This is a genomic window from Streptomyces sp. NPDC018947 (assembly GCF_044390505.1).
GTDB lineage: Bacteria > Actinomycetota > Actinomycetes > Streptomycetales > Streptomycetaceae > Streptomyces.
The window spans coordinates 543,292-562,023 of record NZ_JBIRZD010000002.1; the positions used below are offsets into that span (position 1 = coordinate 543,292).

17 protein-coding genes and 1 pseudogene are annotated in these 18,732 nt (G+C 73.8%); 10 read left to right on the top strand and 8 right to left on the bottom strand.

The genetic code is table 11. The annotated features are described in order from the left end of the window. Both ACH499_RS07060 and ACH499_RS07065 read right to left on the bottom strand, forming a co-directional pair. Positions 1-243: a DUF4303 domain-containing protein gene (locus tag ACH499_RS07060; protein ID WP_399014187.1), complete on the bottom strand. Its 243-nt coding sequence runs from the start codon at positions 241-243 to the stop codon at positions 1-3. 127 nt (positions 244-370) lie between these two features. Continuing rightward, positions 371-724: pseudogene (locus ACH499_RS07065) on the bottom strand (DUF4303 domain-containing protein); the annotation flags it as partial. 189 nt (positions 725-913) lie between these two features. Between ACH499_RS07065 and ACH499_RS07070 the strand changes: the two are divergent. Further along, on the top strand, positions 914-1,786 hold the full coding sequence (locus tag ACH499_RS07070; RefSeq protein ID WP_399014188.1) for an SGNH/GDSL hydrolase family protein: 873 nt from the start codon (positions 914-916) through the stop codon (positions 1,784-1,786). 23 nt (positions 1,787-1,809) lie between these two features. Here the strand turns inward: ACH499_RS07070 and ACH499_RS07075 are convergent, their stop codons facing one another. Both ACH499_RS07075 and ACH499_RS07080 read right to left on the bottom strand, forming a co-directional pair. Next, complete coding sequence (locus ACH499_RS07075) at positions 1,810-2,736, bottom strand: hypothetical protein (RefSeq protein ID WP_399014190.1); 927 nt, start codon at positions 2,734-2,736, stop codon at positions 1,810-1,812. A gap of 16 nt (positions 2,737-2,752) precedes the next feature. Next, positions 2,753-3,145 (bottom strand): hypothetical protein, encoded by a 393-nt coding sequence (locus ACH499_RS07080; RefSeq protein ID WP_356204950.1) that lies wholly within the window; start codon positions 3,143-3,145, stop codon positions 2,753-2,755. An 80-nt stretch (positions 3,146-3,225) separates the two neighbouring features. Here ACH499_RS07080 and ACH499_RS07085 point away from each other — a divergent pair, with 80 nt between their 5' ends. The 6 genes from ACH499_RS07085 to ACH499_RS07110 all read left to right on the top strand — a co-directional run bounded on the left by ACH499_RS07085 (position 3,226) and on the right by ACH499_RS07110 (position 12,228). Beyond that, positions 3,226-7,047: a CHAT domain-containing protein gene (locus ACH499_RS07085; RefSeq protein WP_399014191.1), complete on the top strand. Its 3,822-nt coding sequence runs from the start codon at positions 3,226-3,228 to the stop codon at positions 7,045-7,047. A gap of 28 nt (positions 7,048-7,075) precedes the next feature. Then, a complete protein-coding gene (locus tag ACH499_RS07090) occupies positions 7,076-8,035 on the top strand; it encodes a helix-turn-helix domain-containing protein (protein WP_356204947.1) in 960 nt (319 codons plus the stop codon). Between the two features lie 108 nt (positions 8,036-8,143). Then, positions 8,144-9,142, top strand: a complete 999-nt coding sequence (gene gap / locus ACH499_RS07095) for a type I glyceraldehyde-3-phosphate dehydrogenase (protein ID WP_356204945.1) — start codon at positions 8,144-8,146, stop codon at positions 9,140-9,142. A gap of 49 nt (positions 9,143-9,191) precedes the next feature. Then, positions 9,192-9,689 (top strand): peptidylprolyl isomerase, encoded by a 498-nt coding sequence (locus ACH499_RS07100; RefSeq protein ID WP_356204943.1) that lies wholly within the window; start codon positions 9,192-9,194, stop codon positions 9,687-9,689. A gap of 179 nt (positions 9,690-9,868) precedes the next feature. Next, positions 9,869-11,347, top strand: a complete 1,479-nt coding sequence (locus ACH499_RS07105) for a glutamate--cysteine ligase (protein ID WP_356204942.1) — start codon at positions 9,869-9,871, stop codon at positions 11,345-11,347. A gap of 47 nt (positions 11,348-11,394) precedes the next feature. Then, positions 11,395-12,228 (top strand): class II glutamine amidotransferase, encoded by an 834-nt coding sequence (locus ACH499_RS07110; RefSeq protein ID WP_399014192.1) that lies wholly within the window; start codon positions 11,395-11,397, stop codon positions 12,226-12,228. A gap of 19 nt (positions 12,229-12,247) precedes the next feature. On the opposite strand, the gene ACH499_RS07115 is transcribed toward ACH499_RS07110, so the two are convergent. The 4 genes from ACH499_RS07115 to ACH499_RS07130 all read right to left on the bottom strand — a co-directional run bounded on the left by ACH499_RS07115 (position 12,248) and on the right by ACH499_RS07130 (position 15,486). Beyond that, the gene (locus ACH499_RS07115) at positions 12,248-12,463 is read right to left on the bottom strand and encodes a hypothetical protein (protein WP_356204939.1); all 216 of its coding nucleotides are present in this window, start codon (positions 12,461-12,463) and stop codon (positions 12,248-12,250) included. 89 nt (positions 12,464-12,552) lie between these two features. Further along, complete coding sequence (locus tag ACH499_RS07120) at positions 12,553-13,539, bottom strand: MASE1 domain-containing protein (protein ID WP_399014194.1); 987 nt, start codon at positions 13,537-13,539, stop codon at positions 12,553-12,555. A gap of 50 nt (positions 13,540-13,589) precedes the next feature. Further along, complete coding sequence (locus ACH499_RS07125) at positions 13,590-14,420, bottom strand: PP2C family protein-serine/threonine phosphatase (protein WP_399014195.1); 831 nt, start codon at positions 14,418-14,420, stop codon at positions 13,590-13,592. A gap of 136 nt (positions 14,421-14,556) precedes the next feature. After that, positions 14,557-15,486, bottom strand: a complete 930-nt coding sequence (locus ACH499_RS07130) for a GNAT family N-acetyltransferase (protein ID WP_399014196.1) — start codon at positions 15,484-15,486, stop codon at positions 14,557-14,559. Positions 15,487-15,688: 202 nt separating this feature from the next. On the opposite strand from ACH499_RS07130, the gene ACH499_RS07135 reads away from it, so the two are divergent. The 3 genes from ACH499_RS07135 (at position 15,689) to ACH499_RS07145 (ending at position 18,729) form a co-directional block, all read left to right on the top strand. Next, positions 15,689-17,176: an NCS1 family nucleobase:cation symporter-1 gene (locus ACH499_RS07135; RefSeq protein WP_399014197.1), complete on the top strand. Its 1,488-nt coding sequence runs from the start codon at positions 15,689-15,691 to the stop codon at positions 17,174-17,176. A 37-nt stretch (positions 17,177-17,213) separates the two neighbouring features. Next, on the top strand, positions 17,214-17,939 hold the full coding sequence (locus ACH499_RS07140; protein ID WP_356204930.1) for an aspartate/glutamate racemase family protein: 726 nt from the start codon (positions 17,214-17,216) through the stop codon (positions 17,937-17,939). 124 nt (positions 17,940-18,063) lie between these two features. Then, entirely contained in the window at positions 18,064-18,729 is a 666-nt protein-coding gene (locus ACH499_RS07145; protein WP_356204928.1) for a GntR family transcriptional regulator, read from the top strand. The last annotated feature ends 3 nt before the right edge of the window (positions 18,730-18,732 follow it).

Here is an 18,732-nt window from a genome sequence, read left to right on the forward strand (position 1 = left end):
TTAGAACAGCACGCACGGCGCTTGTCCCGGAACGGCCGGCGTCGGCCGGGCCGTTCCGGCGTCGTCGAGCACGGCGGCCTCCTCCAGCCAGTCGGCGAGGGCCTCGGGCGGGTTCAGCCGCAGCACCCGCTCGTCGTTGCCGGTGTCCGGCGGGACGACCTCGACGGCGACGACGACGCGGTGGCGGTCGGCACCGGTACCGAAGAGGCCCTCCGCGTCCAGCCGTGCCACGGCCGTCTCCATCGCGCGCAGCCTCAGGTCGAACTCCGCCTCCGCCTCGTCGTCGGGCAGGTCGAAGAGTTCGCCGCGGGGCCGCGAACAGGGCGCGCACCGGCTCCAGGTGCTCTTCGCCGTGGCAGCAGAACGGGGAGTCGGCGTAGGACCACTTGAGGTCGAGGGGCGGGCAGCCGTGCCGTGCCGCCTGCTCGGCGAGGGCCTGCTCGGACCAGGCGGACAGGGCGGGCCCGTAGGCCTCGCCGGGTGTGACCAGGGTGCAGTAGTAGAACCGGTGGCCGGCGTGGTCCCGGAACAGCTCCCGGAAGGCGGCGCCGGCCGCGCGGTGCACGGCGTCGGCGAGGTCGGACTCGGTCGGGGGCACGGCACGGCTCCGGGGCGGGCTGGACGGCGGGGCCCGGCGAGCATAACGACGCGCCGCGGCCAAGGGCGCGCCCGCTCGGGGAAGTTCGGTCCACGACGTTGACGCGGTGCGGCGCCGGGGGCACATTACTTAACGGTAGAACCGATCGGTAACCCCGCCTCCGGTACTTCCGCGGGCGTCGGCGTGCCCGTTCCCCACCCAGGGCACGGCCGCCGCCCCACCGCCGGGGCCGAGCCGCCGCACTCTCGCCTTCCGCATGCCCGCACGGCCGCCCGCCGTGTCCGCTCCCCCACTCCCGAGAAGAGAGAGCCGCCCATGCAGAACCCCGCCGTGCGTCGTGTCATGACCGCGACAGCAGCAGCCGTCGGCACACTCGCCCTCACCGTCACCGGTGCCGCCGCCGACACCGCCCCGTCCCTCGACTACGTCGCCCTCGGCGACAGTTACAGCGCCGGCTCCGGCGTGCTGCCCGTGGACCCGACGAACCTGCTGTGCCTGCGCTCCACGGCGAACTACCCGCACGTCGTCGCCGCGCGCACCGGTGCCCGCCTCGACGACGTCACCTGCGGCGCCGCCCAGACCAAGCACTTCGCCCAGTCCCAGTACCCGGGAGTCGCCCCGCAGACCGACGCGCTCGGCGCGGACACCGACCTGGTGACGCTGACCATCGGCGGCAACGACAACGGCACGTTCATCAACGCCATCACGGCCTGTGGCACCGCCGGCGTGCTCAGCGGCGGCAAGGGCAGCCCCTGCGCGGACAAGCACGGATCGTCCTTCGACGACCAGATCGAGGCGAACACGTACCCCGCGCTCAAGGAGGCGCTGCGCAGCGTCCGCGCCAAGGCCCCCAACGCCCGTGTGGCGGCCCTCGGTTACCCGTGGATCATGCCGGCCACCGCCGACCCGTCGTGCTTCTGGAAGCTGCCGATCGCCGCCGGGGACGTGCCCTACCTCCGCGGCATCCAGGAGCACCTCAACCAGGCCGTCCGACGCGCCGCCGAGGAGACGGGCGTCACCTACGTGGACTTCTCGCGGGTCTCGGAGGGACACGACGCGTGCCAGGCCGCCGGCACCCGCTGGATCGAACCGCTGCTGTTCGGCCAGAGCCTGGTGCCCGTCCACCCCAACGCCCTCGGTGAGCGCCGCATGGCCGAGCACACCATGGACGTCCTCGGCCTGGACTGACCGAACGGCCTGCGCACCGGGGGTCAGCCCGCCTTCCTGAAGATCTCCGACATCCGGTCGCCCGTGCCGGGATCCAGCGGCCCGGCCGTGTCCGGGGACGTCAGACCGACCCGGGCGGCCAGCTCCCTGCCGTGGACGTCGACGGCCGCCTCGACGAGTTCCGCGAGCGCGCCCAGCGCCTCCCGGGCCCGGCCGCGCGCCACCGCCGCGCAGACGACGGCGACCGGCGCGGCCGGCCACCACCAGCAGGCGAGCAGGGCGTAGCCCACCGCCCAGGCGGCCAGGCGGGCCGCCGCGCCGAACGAGTCGCGGGACGCCTGGATCTGACGTACCGCCGGCTCGGGCAGGATCAGCCACAGGCGGGGCCACAGCGCGGCGAGGTCGACGCCGTAGGCGGCCTCGACGCGGTCCGCGGCCGCCTGCATGCGGTCGCCGTACCAGCAGGGCCGCACCGGCGCGTGCGGCGCGACGCGGTCGCGGGCCTCGGTGAGCGCCTGGATCCGCGCCCATGCGGAGGCGGGGACCGTCAGGGCGCCGTCGGCCGCCGCGCCGGCCGGGACGGCCTGTGCGACGGCCTCCTCCAGCCGGGTGTCCCGCTCCGTCCAGCGGCGCCGGCGGCGGGCCGTGAGAGCGCGTGAGAGCGGGTCGCGGCCCGGACGCAGCCAGTACCTCTCGATCGCGCCGGCGAGGAACTGCGCGCCGAGCGCGGCCGCGGCGGCGGTGAGCAGGACGAGGGCCACCAGGAGGGCGGCGGTGCCGGTGCGGTCGAGGGCGGGACGGGCGGCCAGCTCGTCCAGGGCGGTGCGCAGCCGGCCGAGGTCGTGCCAGTGGCGGTGGCCGAGGCGGGAGCCGACGGCCGCGACGGCGAGGAAGAGCGCGCCGGGCAGCACCAGCAGGTTCACCCAGCGTTCGGTGAGCTTGCCGCCCAGGGTGGCGAGGAGCGCGTTCACGGGGCCGGCGGCGCGGTCAACGCTCGGGCCGCAGCCGGGTCTTGTGCATGCGGGCCTCGTACACGGCGCACTGCGGGGCGGGCAGCAGGTCGCGGGCGCGCTCCACCCGGCTGCAGCGCGCCCGGCCCGGGCACACGGCCACCTTGAGGTGCACGGCCACGCCCGGGACCTCGACGCCGCGCGAGGTCGGCACCAGCCCGCCCGCGTACCCGGCGCGGCGCAGGGCGTGGTCGAGCGCGTCGAAGCAGGCCGCGAGCTCGTCCGCGCCCGCGCCCGCGCGCAGCAGGTCCCGCGCGCGCTCGGCCGCCGCCAGGACCCCGGGCTGCCGAAGCTCCTCCCGTGATCCGAGCAGGGCGCACAACGCCGCCTGCCGCCGCACGAGTTCGGGAACGCCGGGCGATACGGTCATGGTCCAAGTGTGCCTCAGGAAGGGCACGATGGAGCGTGAGTCGCCAAGCCCGGGAAGACGACCGCAGGGGGAACGGCCGCATGGGAGACGAACGGGACCGGCTCTTGCAGGCTCTGCGCGCACGCGTCGCGCGGGCCGGCACCGCGAAGACCGGGGTGTACCCGGACGTGGTGTTCGGCCCGGAGGCGGACGCCGAGCTCGCGGGGCTTCTGCGCGGCACCGACCCGCACACCGACCTCGAGGCCCGGCACGTGGCCGGCCGGCTGTGCTGGGCCCGTGCGGCGGCCGACCCCGTGCCCCCGGGCGCCGGCAGCGTCCACGGGGCCATGGCCGGGGTGCTGCTGTTCCCCGTGTGGGTGGCCGAACCCGGTTCGGTGCCGCCGCAGTTGGCGGCCGGTTACGCGGCCGCCGACCCGGCCGACCGTCCCGATCCGGCGAACGCCGACGGTGTCGCCGAGTGGTCGGCCCAGTGCGCCGCGTCCGTGATCGCCGCCGAGGAACGCCAGCACCGGCCGCCGCCGGACGCCACCGAGGACGACCTGCGCCTGCACCGGATGGCCGCGTGGGTCGCCGCCTCCGTGGCCGGCCGTGCGGCGCTGCTCGCCACGGCCGTGGGCACGGGGCGCCTCGCCGTGCTCGCGACGCCCGAGGACGACCCCGCGTACGGCGCCCGGGTCGCCGGTCTCGTCCACGCGCTGTCCCTCGGCGAGCGCCCGGAGGCGAGCACCGGCCCTCAGGCGGCGCTGCGCCGCACCCACCGCACCGTGAAGTGCCTGCCCGCCCGCTCCCCCGACCGGTTCAGGGAACTCGGCAACCTGGGCATCCTGATGCTGGAGCGGTACCACCGGACGCTGGACCCCGAGGACCTGTACGACGCGGTCGCCCTCGGGCGCGACGTGCTGGCCCAACTGCCCGCCGGCCACCCGTACCTCGTCCACTGCGCGAGGACGCTGGGGAGCGCGCTGCTCGCCCTGCGGCACCGCGAGGGCGGCACGCCCGAGGAGTGCGACGAGGTGGTGGAGCTGTTCCGGCGGGCCGCCTCGGGCGATCCCACGGGTGTGGCCGTGACGGGCATCAGCCTGGGCCTCGCCCTCGTCCTGCGCCACCAGCGCGTCGGCCGGCCGGACGATCTGCACGAGGCGGTCGCCGTGCTGACCGCGGCCGTGGACGCGGCGAAGGACGTCGAACAGCGCACCGACGCGCGTTCGGCGCTCGGCAACGCGCTGCGCGCCCGCTACACGCTGACCGGCGATCCCGCGGACCTGGACACGGCGATCGCGCATCTGTCCGCCGTGGCCGCCGCGGCCCCGACCTGGACGCCCCGCAGCGTGTCGCGGCTGCTCGGTCCCGCGATGGCCCTGCACACCCGGTACCGGCTCGATCCGGAGCGCCACGGCGCGGACGTGAGCGAGGCCGTCGCGCTGCTGCGGCGGGCCGAGTCGCTGCTGCCGCCGGGCCACCCGGACCGCCCCGTGACACTGAGCGACCTCGGACTGGTACTGAGCAGCAGTTTCGAACGCAGCGGGCGCCCGGAGGAGCTGAACGAGGCCATCGAGGCCATGCGGGAAGGGGTGGCGCTCACTCCGCCGGGGCACGAGGTGCTGGGCATCCGGCTGCTGAACCTCGGGATGGCCCTGGGCATGCGGCACCGGCTGTCCGAGGACGGCGAGGACCTGCGTGAGGCCCAGGAGTGCCGGCGCCGGGCCGGCGAGCTGCCCGGCCTCGGCCCCGGTCACGGAGCGGCGCTGCTCGGCTCCACGGCGATCAGCCTGATGTCCGGCCACGAGCGCGCCGCCGATCCGGCCGCCGCGCTCGACGAGGCCGTGAGGCTCTTCCGGCAGGCGCTCGCGCTGACCCCGGCCCACGCCCCCACCCTGACCCGCCGCCGCCACAACCTGGCCACGGCCCTGATGACCCGGTGGCGGGCGACGGGGCGGCCCGGCGACGCGCGCGAGGCCCGCGAGCTGACCGACGCGGTCCTCGCGGCGCTGCCCGACGACTCGCCCGAGCTGCCCGGCGTCCTGGCGGTGGCCGCCGAGTCCCGCCTGACGAGCCTGACCGCCCTCGTGTCGTCGTCCCTGCGCGGCGAGGCGGTCGCGCTGCTGCGCCGGGCGGTCGAGGTCACGCCGCCCGGTCACCCGAGGCGCGCGCTGCGGCTGACGAACCTCGGGTCGGTCCTGCGGGACCTGGGCCGTCTGAGCCGGCGCCCCGATCTCACGGAGGCGGCCGTCGTGTTCGAGGCCGCCTCGCTGGAGGAGCAGTGCCCGCCCTCGGAGCGCCTGAACGCGGCACGCTCCTGCGGCGACCTGTGGGCGGAGCTCGGGGTCTTCGACCGTGCTCTGGACGCGTACGTACGGGCCGTCGACCTGCTGCCCTCGGTCGCGCCCCGCCATCTGCTCCGTGACGACCAGGAGTTCCTGCTCGGCCGGACGGCGGGGCTCGGCGCCTCGGCGGCCGCCTGCGCGGTGCGCTGCGGCCGGCCCGGACTCGCGGTGGGACTCCTGGAACAGGCCAGGGGCGTGCTGCTGTCCCACGCCTTCGACGCCGACAGCGACCTGACCCGGCTGAGGGAGGCGGACCCCGGCCTCGCCGACCGGTTCGAGCAGCTGCGCGCCGCCCTCGACACGGCGACCGCCGGCGGGGAGCCGCTGCGCGAGGAGTTCCCGCGCCCCGGGCCGGGCGGACGCGCGGGCCAGGCCGGTGCCGAGGCGCCGGCCGACCTGCGCCTGCGGCTGGCCGCCGAGTGGCGCGACCTCGCTCGCCGCATCCGCGCCGAGCACCCGGAGCTGGGGCTGCTGCGCCCGGTGCGGGAGTGGGACGAGAGCGAACTGCGGGCCACGGCCTCCCGGGGGCCGGTGGTCCTGGTCAACGTCTCCCCCTTCGGCAGCGACGCCCTGGTCGTCACGCCGCGTTCCGTCGACGCCGTGCCGCTGCCCGGGCTGGATCCGCGGACGACGTCGGCACGCCGGAAGGCGTTCGAGGAGGCGCTGGTGCGCATCGGCGCGGCGGACACCCCGCGCCGGGAGTCGAAGCGGGCCCAGCAGGTCGTCCGGGACACCCTCGACTGGCTGTGGCGGACGGTCACCGGCCCGGTCCTCGGCCGTCTGGGCCTCGCGCCGCGGCCCACCGGTCCGTGGCCGCGCGTGTGGTGGTCGCCGGGCGGCGCCCTGGGCACGCTGCCGCTGCACGCGGCGGGCCCCGGCGACGGCGCGCCGGGCGCCCTGGACCGGACCACGCCGTCGTACACGCCGACGCTCAGGGCCCTGCATCACGCCCGGCAGCGGCTCGCCCGCCCGGCGGGCACCGGCACCCTCGTGGTCGGTGTCGCCGAGGCGGCCGGAGCGGCGCCGCTGCCCGGGGCGCGCCGTGAGTCGGCGCACCTGACGGGGCTGCTGCCCGGCGCGGCGGTGCTGGCCGACGCCGCCGCGACGCGCTCGGCCGTGGTCTCCGCGCTGCCCCGCCACGCCCACGCGCACTTCGCCTGCCATGCCTTCACCGATCTGGAACGCCCCTCGGAGAGCCGCCTGGTGCTCCACGACCACGGCGAACGTCCGCTGACCGTGCGCGACCTCGCCCGGCTGCGGCTGCCGTCCGCCCGGCTCGCCTACCTCTCCTCCTGCGACACGCTGAGCAGCAGCCCGGAACTCGCCGACGAGGCCGTGCACATCGTCAGCGCCCTGCAGATGGCGGGCTTCGCGCATGTCGTGGGCTCGCTGTGGCACGTCGTCGACGCGATCGGGGCCGAGGTGGCCGAGGGCGTGTACGAGCGGCTGCACACGGGCGGCGGCGCGCTGGACGTCGCCCGCACGGCCGGGGCGCTGCACGCGGCGGTGCGGTCGCTGCGCGAGACGTATCCGCGGACGCCGAGCCTGTGGGCCTGCCAGGTGCACGCCGGTCCGTAGGCGCCGGCGCCGCGCATACCCTGTCCCCGTGGCATCACCCTCCCGTCTGCGTCGCGTCGCCGTCCTGGTGCTCGAGGGCGCCAAGCCCCTCGACGTCGGCATCCCCGCGCAGGTCTTCACGACCCGCGCGAGCATGCCGTACGAGGTGCGCGTGTGCGGTGCGACGCCCGGGCTCGTGACCGGCGGTGACGGGCTGTCGTACCACGTCGCCCACGGTCTGGACGCGCTGGCGTGGGCGGACGTGGTGTTCCTGCCCGGCTACCGTTTCCCGGACCTGGAGGATCCGCCGCCGGCGGTGGTGGAGGCCCTGATCGCCGCCCACGGCCGGGGTGCGCGGCTCGCGGCCATCTCGACGGGTGCCTTCGCGCTGGCGGCGACGGGCCTGCTCGACGGCAGGCGGGCCACGACGCACTGGCACTACACGCGGGCGCTCGCGCGGAAGCACCCGCGGGTGCGGGTCGACGAGAACGTCCTGTTCGTGGACGAGGGACGGGTGCTCACCTCGGCGGGCGCCGCCTCCGGCATCGACCTGTGCCTGCACGTTCTGCGCGGCGACCTCGGGGTGGCCGCGTCGAACCACGCGGCCCGGCGCCTGGTCGCGGCCCCCTACCGCAGCGGGGGCCAGGCGCAGTACGTGCCGCGCAGCGTGCCGGAGCCGCTCGGCGAGCGGTTCGCCGCCACCCGTGAGTGGGCGCTCCACCGGCTGGGCGAGCCCCTCACCCTGGAGCTGCTCGCCCGGCACGCGGCGGTGTCGCCGCGCACCCTGTCGCGGCGCTTCGTGGAGGACACCGGGTACACCCCGATGCAGTGGGTCATGCGCGCCCGCGTCGACCTGGCCCGTGAGCTGCTCGAACGCTCCCAGCGCAGCGTCGAGCAGATCGCCGCCGACGTCGGGCTCGGCACGGCGACGAATCTGCGGCTGCACTTCCAGCGGATCCTCGGCACCACGCCGACCCAGTACCGGCGCACCTTCGCCCAGGGCGAGTGACCCGCCCTCGTCCGTCCTGGCGCGATCCTTTCGAACGGTGGCGATCACGCCGCTGTCCGGGACGGAGATCGCACGCCAACCTGGTGGCGAGACGAAGGGACACGACTCATGACTCGCATCGCCATCAACGGATTCGGCCGCATCGGGCGCAACGTGCTGCGCGCCCTGCTGGAGCGCGGCGGGGACCTGGAGGTCGTCGCCGTCAACGACCTCACCGAGCCCGCCACCCTCGCGCGCCTGCTCGCCTACGACACCACGGCCGGCCGGCTGGGCCGCCCGGTGACCGCCGAGGGCGACTTCCTGGTCGTGGACGGCCACCGGATCAAGGTGCTCGCCGAGCGCGAGCCGGCGCAGTTGCCGTGGGCGGAGCTGGGCGTGGACATCGTGCTGGAGGCGACCGGCCGGTTCACCGCGGCCAAGGCCGCCCGCGCGCACCTCGACGCCGGTGCCCGCAAGGTGCTGGTCAGCGCACCGTCGGACGGCGCCGACGTGACGCTCGCGTTCGGGGTCAACACCGACGCGTACGACCCGGACCTGCACACGGTCGTCTCCAACGCCTCGTGCACCACCAACGCCCTCGCCCCGCTGGCCTCCGTGCTCGACGACCTGGCCGGCATCGAGCACGGCTTCATGACGACGGTGCATGCCTACACCCAGGAGCAGAACCTCCAGGACGGCCCGCACCGCGACGCCCGGCGCGCGCGTGCCGCCGGCGTCAACATCGTGCCGACCACCACCGGCGCCGCCAAGGCGATCGGCCTGGTGCTGCCGAAGCTCGACGGCAAGCTGTCGGGCGACTCCATCCGCGTGCCGGTCCCGGTCGGCTCGATCGTGGAGCTCAACACGACCGTCGCCCGCGACGTGACGCGCGAGGACGTGCTGGCGGCCTACCGCGCGGCGGCCGAGGGCCCGCTCGCCGGTGTCCTGGAGTACTCGGAGGACCCGCTGGTGTCGTCGGACATCACCGGCAACCCGGCGTCCTCGATCTTCGACGCGGAGCTGACCCGGGTCGACGGCCGCCACGTGAAGGTGGTCGCCTGGTACGACAACGAGTGGGGCTTCTCCAACCGTGTGATCGACACACTGCAGCTCCTCGCCACCCGTTGAGGGGACGGCCGGTTAACGGTCCGGGGACCTCAACCGTCACAATGGCGGGATGAGCAATTCCAAGGTTTTCTTCGACATCGACATCGACGGCAAGGACGCGGGGCGCATCGTCTTCGAGCTCTTCGAGGACGTCACCCCCAAGACCGCCAAGAACTTCATCGAGCTGGCGACCGGTGAGCACGGCTTCGGCTACAAGGGCTCCCCGTTCCACCGCGTGATCCCGCAGTTCATGCTGCAGGGCGGTGACTTCACCGAGGGCAACGGCACCGGTGGCAAGAGCATCTACGGCGAGAAGTTCGCGGACGAGAACTTCACGCTGAAGCACACCGGTCCGTACCTGCTGTCGATGGCGAACGCGGGGCCGAACACCAACGGCTCGCAGTTCTTCATCACCACCGTCCCCACCCCGTGGCTGGACGGCAAGCACGTCGTCTTCGGCAAGGTCGTCGAGGGCACGGACGTGGTCGACCGGATCGAGGGCTACGGCTCCTCCCCGTCGGGCCGCACCTCCGCGACGATCACGGTCCGGGAGTCGGGCAAGCTCTGAGCGGCCGGCCGGGCGATCGCCCGCCGGGACACGGCGCCCGCCGCACTCTGTGCGGCGGGCGCCGTCCCTTTTCCCCCCGGCCGGGCCGGGCCTCCGCCCCGGCGCCCGCGTGGTGGGGGCCGCCGGGCGATGCGACGCTGGGGTGGAGAGGCGTCCGAGGAAGGCAATCGGGAGGGCCGATGGGACGGGACGTCCCGGCGCTGGTCTTCACCCGCGAGGACCGCCGCCGGTACCGGATCAAGATGCAGGAGTGCCTGGACGCCTTCGCGCAGATGCTGCGCGAGGCCCGGTTCGAGACCGAGCGGCCCCAGGTGGGTCTGGAGATCGAGCTGAACCTGGTCGACGACGAGGCCGAGCCGGCGATGCGCAACAGCGACGCGCTGGAGGCCATCGCGGACCCCGCCTGGTCCACCGAGCTGGGCCGGTTCAACCTGGAGATCAACATTCCGCCCCGCCGGCTGACGGCGGGCGGCCCCGACGCCTGGGAGACCGAGATCCGGGACGCCCTGAACCACGCGAACGACCGCGCCACGTCGGTCGGGGCGCACCTGATCATGATCGGCATCCTGCCGACGCTGCGGAAGTCGGACGTCGGCGAGGCCGCGCTGTCGGAGAACCCGCGCTACCGGATGCTCAACGACCAGGTGTTCGCGGCGCGCGGCGAGGATCTGCGCATCGAGGTGGACGGCGTCGACCGGCTGCGGACCTACGCGGACACGATCACGCCGGAGGCCGCGTGCACCAGTACCCAGTTCCACCTCCAGGTGTCCCCGGACGATTTCGCCGACTACTGGAACGCGGCGCAGGCGATCTCCGGCGTCCAGGTCGCGCTGGCGGCGAACTCGCCGTTCCTGCTCGGCAAGGAGCTGTGGCACGAGAGTCGCATCCCCCTGTTCGAACAGGCGACCGACACCCGGCCCCAGGAGATCAAGGCACAGGGGGTGCGGCCCCGGGTCTGGTTCGGTGAACGGTGGATCAACAGCGTCTTCGACCTGTTCGAGGAGAACCTGCGCTACTTCCCCGCCCTGCTGCCCCTGTGCGACGACCAGAGCCCCACGGAGACGCTGGAGCGCGGAGACATCCCGGAACTGGGCGAGCTGACCCTGCACAACGGCACGATCTACCGCTGGAACCGCCCGGTCTACGCCGTCGCCCACGACAAACCGCACGTCCGGGTGGAGAACCGCGTCCTGCCCGCGGGCCCGACGGTCGCCGACACCCTCGCCAACGGCGCCTTCTACTACGGGCTGACCCGCGCCCTGGTGGAGGAGGACCGGCCGGTGTGGTCGCGGATGTCGTTCTCGGTCGCCGAGGACAACCTGCACACCGCGGCCCGGCACGGCATGGAGGCGCTGCTGTACTGGCCCGGCATGGGCGAGGTGCCCGTACCGGAACTCGTCCTGCGACGCCTGCTGCCGCTGGCGCACCGGGGCCTGGAGCTGTCCGGGATGGACGCGGCGTGGCGGGAGCCGCTGCTCGGCGTCATCGAGCAGCGGTGCGTCACGGGGCGCAACGGCGCTGTCTGGCAGAAGGAGATGTTCCACCACATCGACGACACCACCCACGTAGGCCGGCACGAGGCGCTTCGGCGGATGACGCGGCAGTACATGGACTACATGCATCTCAACGCGCCGGTCCACACCTGGCCGGTCGACTGACGTCCGGCGCCGCGCGGCACACACCACCGGAAGGAAGGCGGCAGACGATGTGCCGATGGCTCGCCTACTCGGGGACGCCCGTGCTGCTGGAGACCCTCCTCTACCAGCCGGAGCACTCCCTGATCGACCAGAGCCTGCACTCCCGGATGGGCGTGGAGACGACGAACGGCGACGGGTTCGGCGTCGGCTGGTTCGGCCCGGAGATGCGGACCCCCGCGATCCTGCGGGAGACCGGCCCGGCGTGGAGCAACCGCAATCTGCGGGAGATCGCCGGCCATGTCCGCTCGTCGCTCTTCTTCGCGCACATCCGGGCCTCGACGGGCAGCCCGGTGCAGCAGACCAATTGCCACCCCTTCCGCCACGGCCGCTGGATGTGGATGCACAACGGCGCGATCGCCGAGTTCCACCGGCTCCGGCGCGATCTGGCGCTCGCCGTCGACCCGCGGCTCTTCCTCGACATCGAGGGCTCGACGGACTCGGAGATGATGTTCTTCCTGGCGCTGACCCTGGGTCTGGAGGAGGACCCGCCCGGGGCGGTGGCGCGGATGGCGGGGCTGGTCGAGGAGATCGGGCACGAGCACGGCGTGGAGTACCCGCTGCAGATGACCGTCGCCGTGACGGACGGGCGGCGGCTGTGGGCGTTCCGCTACTCCACCCAGGGGGCCTCCCGGTCGCTCTACTACAGCTCCCGCGTGGAGACCCTGCGCGCGCTGCACCCGGACACGCCGTTCCTGCGGGAGGCGTCCGACGACACCCGCCTCATCGTGTCGGAGCCGCTGGGCGATCTGCCCGGTGTCTGGAACAGGGTCCCGGAGAGCAGCTACGGCGTCGTCCAGCCCGAGGGCGACAGGATGCTGCCGTTCTCCCCGCAGCCCGTCTGAGGGCACCGCCGCCGGGGCGTCACGGCGCCCAGTCGTGCGGCCCGCCGCCGCGCCACTCGATCCAGTCCGCCGTCCGGACGTCGGACGCCTCCACGTCCTCCATCCCGGCACGGCGCAGGAACTCGGCGATGTCGACGAGCGTGTACGCGAGGCCGACGAAGGCGTCGTCGAGACGTACGCGCCGCCCGCCGTCCGCGGCGGGCGGATAGACGACGATCGCGGGGTCGCTGGGCATGTTCCCAGGGTGTGGCGGATACCGTCCGCGCGCACCCGGACGCGTCCGGCCGGCACGGCCCGCCCGTGGCGGGCCGGGGCAGGCGCCGCTCAGCCGTCCTCCCCGGCCCGCGACGGGCGGGCGGTCTCCCCCGCGGACAGGTGATCCAGCGCCTCGACCAGCTCCTCACAGGCGTGTTCCACCGAGTGCCGGGTGTTGCGCTGCTCGGCGATCAGCGCCGACAGCAGCAGGGCGGTCAGCGCCATGGTCCCGTTGAAGGCCTGCAGTTTCATCATCACCTCGATGTCCGTCAGCCGGGCGAAGGAGCCGGACCTGTCGGTGGCCGCGACGGTGGCCAGCACGGAGAGGTACAGGGCGCTCGGCATGCTGCCGGCGAGCTGGAAGCGCATCGCCGCCCAGATCAGCAGGGGGAAGACCAGGAACACCAGGCTGACCCGGCTCTGGACGATCGGCAGCCCGAGGACGCCGACGACGACGGCCAGCACCGCCGCCTCGGCCCACCGGGGGCTCAGGGGCGGGACGCGGGCCCGGGACAGCAGCAGGAGCAGCGGGGTGACGAGGACGACGCCCATCGCGTCGCCCACCCACCAGGCCAGCCACACGGGCCAGAAGCGGTCCGTGGCGAGTTCGCCGGTGAGGACGGCCATGCCCGCCCCGGCCGCGGCGCTGATCAGCATGGCGGTGAACGCGCCGAGGAAGACCAGGGCGAGGCCGTCGCGCCAGCGGCTGAGGTCCGTGCGGAAGCCCGCCGCGCGCAGCAGCAGGTAGGCGCAGACCGGGGCGGCGGTGTTGCCGGCGACGATGCCGAGCGCGGAGGGCCGCAGCGTGGCGAGGGACATGACGATCAGCAGGGCCCCGAGGGCGATGCCGGGCACGCAGCGCGGGCCGAGGATCAGCAGGCAGGCCACCGCGACGCCGGTGGGCGGCCACATGGGGGTCACCACCGCCCCCTCCACGACCAGATGCCGCAGCAGCCCGATCCTCCCCGCCGCGTAGTAGCAGCCCGCGACGAGGAGCGTCTCCAGGACCCGGAGCACCGGGCGCGGCCAGCCTTGGATACCCACCACAGCAGCCATCAGACAACGGCGCCGCCCGGCGGGCGAGGCGAGAGGCCCGGGGTCCCGCCCTACGGCTGAACGGACCGGCCGTCGTGACCGACGACGAGGACGGCCGCGTCGTCCTCGTGTCCGACCAGCTCCGCGTTCTTGATCACGGCCGCGGCCAGGGAGTGCGCCTCCATACCCGCGACGGCCGCGATGCCGGCGAGCCGTACGACCCGTTCCAGGCCCTCGTCGACGCTCAGCGAGGGTCCTTCCACGACGCCGTCCGTGAGCAGGAGGAAGACGCCGCCGGTGGTGAGCCGGGAGCGGGTCACGGGGTACTCCATGCCCTCCAGGACGCCGAGCGGCGGGCCGCCCTCGTCCTCCCAGACACCGGACTTCCCGTCGGCCGTGGCCCATACGCAGGGGATGTGTCCGGCCCGCGCGCTCTCCAGGGTGCCGGTGGCCGGGTCGAACCGCATGAACGTGCAGGTGGCGAAGAGGTCGCTGCCGAGGGACAGCAGCAGGTCGTTGGTGCGGCCCAGCAGTTCGCCGGGCTCGCTGGTCACGGACGCGAGCGCCCGCAGGCCGGCGCGGACCTGCCCCATGAAGGCCGCCGCGTCGATGGTGTGGCCCTGCACGTCCCCGACGGACAGGCCTATGCGGCCGTCCGGAAGGGTGAAGGCGTCGTACCAGTCGCCGCCGACGTTGAGCCCGGCGAAGGCCGGCGAGTACCGGGCGGCCAGGTGGAACCCCGGCACCTCGGGCAGGTCGGCGGGCAGCATGCCGCGCTGGAGGGCGATCGCCAGCTCCACCCGGGAGCGCTGGAGCTCCGCGAGTTCACGCGCCCGCGCGGTCAGGGAGCCGAGCCTGATCAGCAGCTCGTCGGCGTCGTGCACAGGGCGCTTGCGGAACATCGACCGCTCCAGCTCCAGAGGATGAGCCCGCGGGGGACACGTATCACTATGTCACCGTTTGCCCTCCTGTCGCGCCGTCCCGGTGATCACCGGCCGCCCCCACCGCGCCGCCGTGCGCCCCGGCGCGCCGGCCCGGTCAGGTGAGCACCGCCTCCCAGGTGTCGACGGCGAAGTGGACGGTCATGCCGTGGCGGCTGTACAGACGCGGTGCGCCGGTGGCGTTCTCGGTGTCGACGCCGAGGCCCACCGTGTCCCGGCCGCGTTCGGCGAACCGGGCGAAGGCGTGCCGCAGGAGGAAGCCGCCCAGGCCGCGGCCGCGGGCGCCGGGCAGGACGCCGAGGTTGCGGATCCACCCCATGGCCTCCCGGTCGTCGCGGGCCAGCAGGAACCCGGCGTCCCCCAGGTCGTCGGTCTCGGCGATCCACACCAGGGACCAGTCGACCCGGTCGCCGCCGATGTCGTGCAGCCACCGTCCGTACTCGCGCGGCTGGAAGCCGAAGTGCTCGGCGAACGCGGACTGGTACAGCTCGTGCACCCGCAGGCGGTCGGCCTCGTCGGCGCAGGCCCGCACCCGCACCCCGGGCGGGGGAACGGGCGGCAGGTCGGCCTCCGGGTCCACGGCGCGGTGCAGCACGTGGTGGCGGCGCACGGTGCGCCAGCCGCGGGCGGTCAGGAGCGCGGTGTCGGTCGTGGGCCGGGCGTTGAGGTGCAGGTGGACGACGGCACGGTCGGCTCCGTTGGCGCGCGCCCTGGCCAGCGCGCGGGCCTCCATCGCCTCCAGCAGGCGCAGCCCGGTGTGCTGGTGGTCGGGCAGCACGTAGTGGTCGATGCCGATGCGTTCGCCGCCGGAGTTGTCCCACAGCAGACCGTAGGCCACCGTCCTGCCGTCGTGGACGGCCACCCACGAGTCGTACTCCAGGTCCGTGTCCGGATGCTTCAGGTCGGCCTCGACCTCGTGCAGGTCGGTCTCGGGGCGGCCGATCTCCATCCGGTCGATCTCGTTGAGGAGTTCGGTGATGGCCGGGGCGTCGCTGAGCGCGGCCGGCCGCAGCAGGGCGGTGGACATGAGTGCAGCGTCCAGGGCACCGGCCGATGGCCGCAACGGGTTTTCCCGATGACCCGTCGGCCAACAAATGGGATCCCATTTACTTCCGACCTCTTGACGGTGCCGTTCGGCGAAAACTACGTTCTGGGCCACGGAACGCGCCTTCCGCTTCGTGGAATCCACCCACTCCCAACTCCTCGCACCCCGGACCCAGGAGTCCCGTATGACTGCCCTGGAAGACCGCCGGTCGTCCGCACCGGCCGCCGAGAGCACCACCAGCCCCGGCCTCTACACCTACGACCTGGCCCCGACGAAGAAGGAGGGGCGCCGCTGGGGCGCCTACAACGTCTTCACCCTGTGGGCCAACGATGTGCACAGCCTCGGCAACTACGCGTTCGCCATCGGCCTGTTCGCACTGGGACTGAACGTGTGGGGCATCCTGGCCGCCTTCGCGCTCGCGTCCGTCCTGCTGTTCCTGCTGCTCACCCTGTCCGGCTTCATGGGCCACAAGACGGGCGTCCCCTTCCCCGTGATGAGCCGCATCGCGTTCGGTGTCAAGGGAGCCAAGATTCCCGCCGCCGTACGCGGAGCCGTCGCCATCGCCTGGTTTGGTATCCAGACTTATCTCGCTTCCGCGGTCCTCGGCGCACTCCTCGTGGCCCTCTTCCCCGGGCTGGCCAGCCTCGACACCGACTCCTTCCTCGGCCAGTCGACCCTGGGCTGGATCACGTTCCTGGTGCTGTGGGCCCTCCAGGTGGTCATCGTGAGCTACGGGATGCAGATGATCCGCCGCTACATGGCCTTCGCGGCACCCGTCACGCTGGTCACCATGTGCGCCCTCGCGGTGTGGATGTTCGTCCGCGCCGACGGCTCGGTCTCCCTGTCGGACGGCGACCCGCTCACCGGCGGCGCGATGTGGCTCCAGGTCCTCCAGGCCGCCGCGCTGTGGGTGGTGATCTACGGGACGTTCGTCCTCAACTTCTGCGACTTCACCCGGTCCGCGAGCAGCCGCGGCGCCATCGTCCGCGGCAACGTCATCGGCATCCCGGTGAACATGCTGTTCTTCGCCGGCATCGTGGCGGTGCTCAGCGGGGCCCAGTTCTCCCTGAACGGACAGGTCATCACCAGCCCGACCGACATCGTCCGGACCGTCCCCAACATGTTCCTGCTGGCCGTCGCCTCGCTCGCCCTGATCGCGCTGACGGTCGCGGTGAACCTGCTGGCCAACTTCGTGGCGCCGATCTACGCGCTGGTCAACCTCTTCCCCCGCCGGCTCGACTTCCGCCGCGCGGGTCTGGTCAGCGCCGTACTCGGCCTGGTGATCACGCCCTGGAACCTCTACAACAGCCCCGTCGTCGTCAACTACTTCCTCGGCGGCCTCGGCGCCCTGCTCGGCCCGCTGTTCGGCGTGATCATGGCGGACTACTGGCTGCTGCGGAAGGCCAAGGTGAACGTGCCCGCCCTCTACACCGAGGAGGCGGACGCCGAGTACCACTACCGGCGCGGCTACAACCCGCGTGCCGTCGCCGCCTTCGTCCCCGCCGCCGCGATCGCCGTCGTGGTCGCCCTGGTTCCCTTCTTCCACGCCGCGGCCGGCTTCTCCTGGTTCATCGGCGCGATCGTCGCCGCGGCGCTGTACGCGCTCGTCGCCGACCGCGCCTCGCCCATCCGCGACGTGGACGGCGAGACCATCGCCGTCGCCGCGGAATAGCACCGGCAGCCCGACCGAACGGAAGGCCCGTCCACCCATGCGCATCCTGGTGGTCAACGTCAACACCACGCAGTCCATCACCGACGCGATCGGCGGGCAGGCGTCCGCCGCCGCCTCGCCGGGGACCGAGATCGTCCCCCTCACCCCCTCCTTCGGCGCGGTGTCCGTCGAGGGGAACTACGAGAGCTACCTCGCCGCGGTGGCCGTCATGGAGACCGTCCGCGCCCACCCGGAGCCGTTCGACGCGGTGATCCAGGCCGGGTACGGCGAGCACGGGCGCGAAGGTCTCCAGGAACTGCTCGACGTCCCCGTCGTCGACATCACCGAGGCCGCGGCGAGCACCGCCCAGTTCCTCGGCCGCCGCTACTCCGTCGTCACCACCCTCGACCGTACGGTGCCCCTCATCGAGGAACGGCTGGAGGCGGCCGGGCTCAGCGCCCGGTGCGCGTCCGTGCGGGCCAGCGGACTGGCGGTGCTGGACCTCGAACGGGACGAGCGGGCCGCCGTGGACGCCATCACCGAGCAGGCCGCCCGCGCGGTCGAGGACGACCGGGCCGAGGTGATCTGCCTGGGCTGCGGGGGGATGGCCGGGCTCGCCGAGCGCGTGACGGACCGTACCGGTGTGCCCGTCGTCGACGGGGTCAGTGCCGCCGTGACGATCGCCGAGTCCCTGGTCCGGCTGGGCCTGTCCACGTCCAAGGTCCGCACGTACGCTCCGCCGCGTCCCAAACGGATCGTCAACTGGCCGCCCGCCGTGCGCTGACCCGGGTCGTTCCCCGGCCCGCCCGGCGGGATCCGGCGCCGGGGTATTCTGACGGGCCGCCCGGCCGCCGCACCGCACCGCCGCAGCCGGCGCGCGGGGACCGGAAGAACGACGAAGGACGGCGATGACCGCGTCAGGGGATTTCATGCCCGAGTCCGAGCGGGTGACCCGGCAGTTGCGCGACGAGATCCTCGACGGAGTGCGGCGGCCGGGCAGCCGGCTCGTCGAGCGGGAGCTGGCCGAGGCGCTGGGGGTGAGCAGGCTCCCGGTCCGCGAGGCCCTGAAGACGCTGGTGGCCGAGGGGCTGGTGACGCCGAGGCCCCGGACGTGGGCGGTGGTGCGCGAGTTCACCACGAGCGACATCGCCGACCTCGACGAGGTCCGCTCGGGCCTGGAGACCCTGGCCTTCCGGCTCGCCGCGCAGCGGCACACCCGGGCCGGCCTGGAGGGGCTGCGGGCGACCGTGGACAGCGAGCTGGCGGCGGCCCGCGCCGGCGACGCGGTGCGGGCCCGCCGCGCGGCGGCCGACTTCCACCAGACGGTGATATCGCTGGCCGCCAACGAGCTGCTGAACGAGCTGGAACGCGTACTCCGCAGCCGGCTGCGCTGGCTCATGGGCCAGCACGACGACCTGCTGGCCGTCGCGCTGGAGCACGAGGCCCTCTACCAGGCGATCGCCGAACGGGACGTCGAACGCGTGCAGGCCCTCGTCCTGGACCACCTCGCCACCAGCCGCAGCGCGGCCCTCGGCCACCACACCCGACGGGGCCAGGAGGGCGAGCCGGAGTGAATC

Coding starts and splice junctions, on each gene's coding strand:
- ACH499_RS07060 (WP_399014187.1), bottom strand. CDS start 243: ATGGAGACGGCCGTGGCACGGCTGGACGCGGAGGGCCTCTTCGGTACC.
- ACH499_RS07070 (WP_399014188.1), top strand. CDS start 914: ATGCAGAACCCCGCCGTGCGTCGTGTCATGACCGCGACAGCAGCAGCC.
- ACH499_RS07080 (WP_356204950.1), bottom strand. CDS start 3,145: ATGACCGTATCGCCCGGCGTTCCCGAACTCGTGCGGCGGCAGGCGGCG.
- ACH499_RS07085 (WP_399014191.1), top strand. CDS start 3,226: ATGGGAGACGAACGGGACCGGCTCTTGCAGGCTCTGCGCGCACGCGTC.
- gap (WP_356204945.1), top strand. CDS start 8,144: ATGACTCGCATCGCCATCAACGGATTCGGCCGCATCGGGCGCAACGTG.
- ACH499_RS07100 (WP_356204943.1), top strand. CDS start 9,192: ATGAGCAATTCCAAGGTTTTCTTCGACATCGACATCGACGGCAAGGAC.
- ACH499_RS07105 (WP_356204942.1), top strand. CDS start 9,869: ATGGGACGGGACGTCCCGGCGCTGGTCTTCACCCGCGAGGACCGCCGC.
- ACH499_RS07110 (WP_399014192.1), top strand. CDS start 11,395: ATGTGCCGATGGCTCGCCTACTCGGGGACGCCCGTGCTGCTGGAGACC.
- ACH499_RS07115 (WP_356204939.1), bottom strand. CDS start 12,463: ATGCCCAGCGACCCCGCGATCGTCGTCTATCCGCCCGCCGCGGACGGC.
- ACH499_RS07120 (WP_399014194.1), bottom strand. CDS start 13,539: ATGGCTGCTGTGGTGGGTATCCAAGGCTGGCCGCGCCCGGTGCTCCGG.
- ACH499_RS07125 (WP_399014195.1), bottom strand. CDS start 14,420: ATGTTCCGCAAGCGCCCTGTGCACGACGCCGACGAGCTGCTGATCAGG.
- ACH499_RS07130 (WP_399014196.1), bottom strand. CDS start 15,486: ATGTCCACCGCCCTGCTGCGGCCGGCCGCGCTCAGCGACGCCCCGGCC.
- ACH499_RS07135 (WP_399014197.1), top strand. CDS start 15,689: ATGACTGCCCTGGAAGACCGCCGGTCGTCCGCACCGGCCGCCGAGAGC.
- ACH499_RS07140 (WP_356204930.1), top strand. CDS start 17,214: ATGCGCATCCTGGTGGTCAACGTCAACACCACGCAGTCCATCACCGAC.
- ACH499_RS07145 (WP_356204928.1), top strand. CDS start 18,064: ATGACCGCGTCAGGGGATTTCATGCCCGAGTCCGAGCGGGTGACCCGG.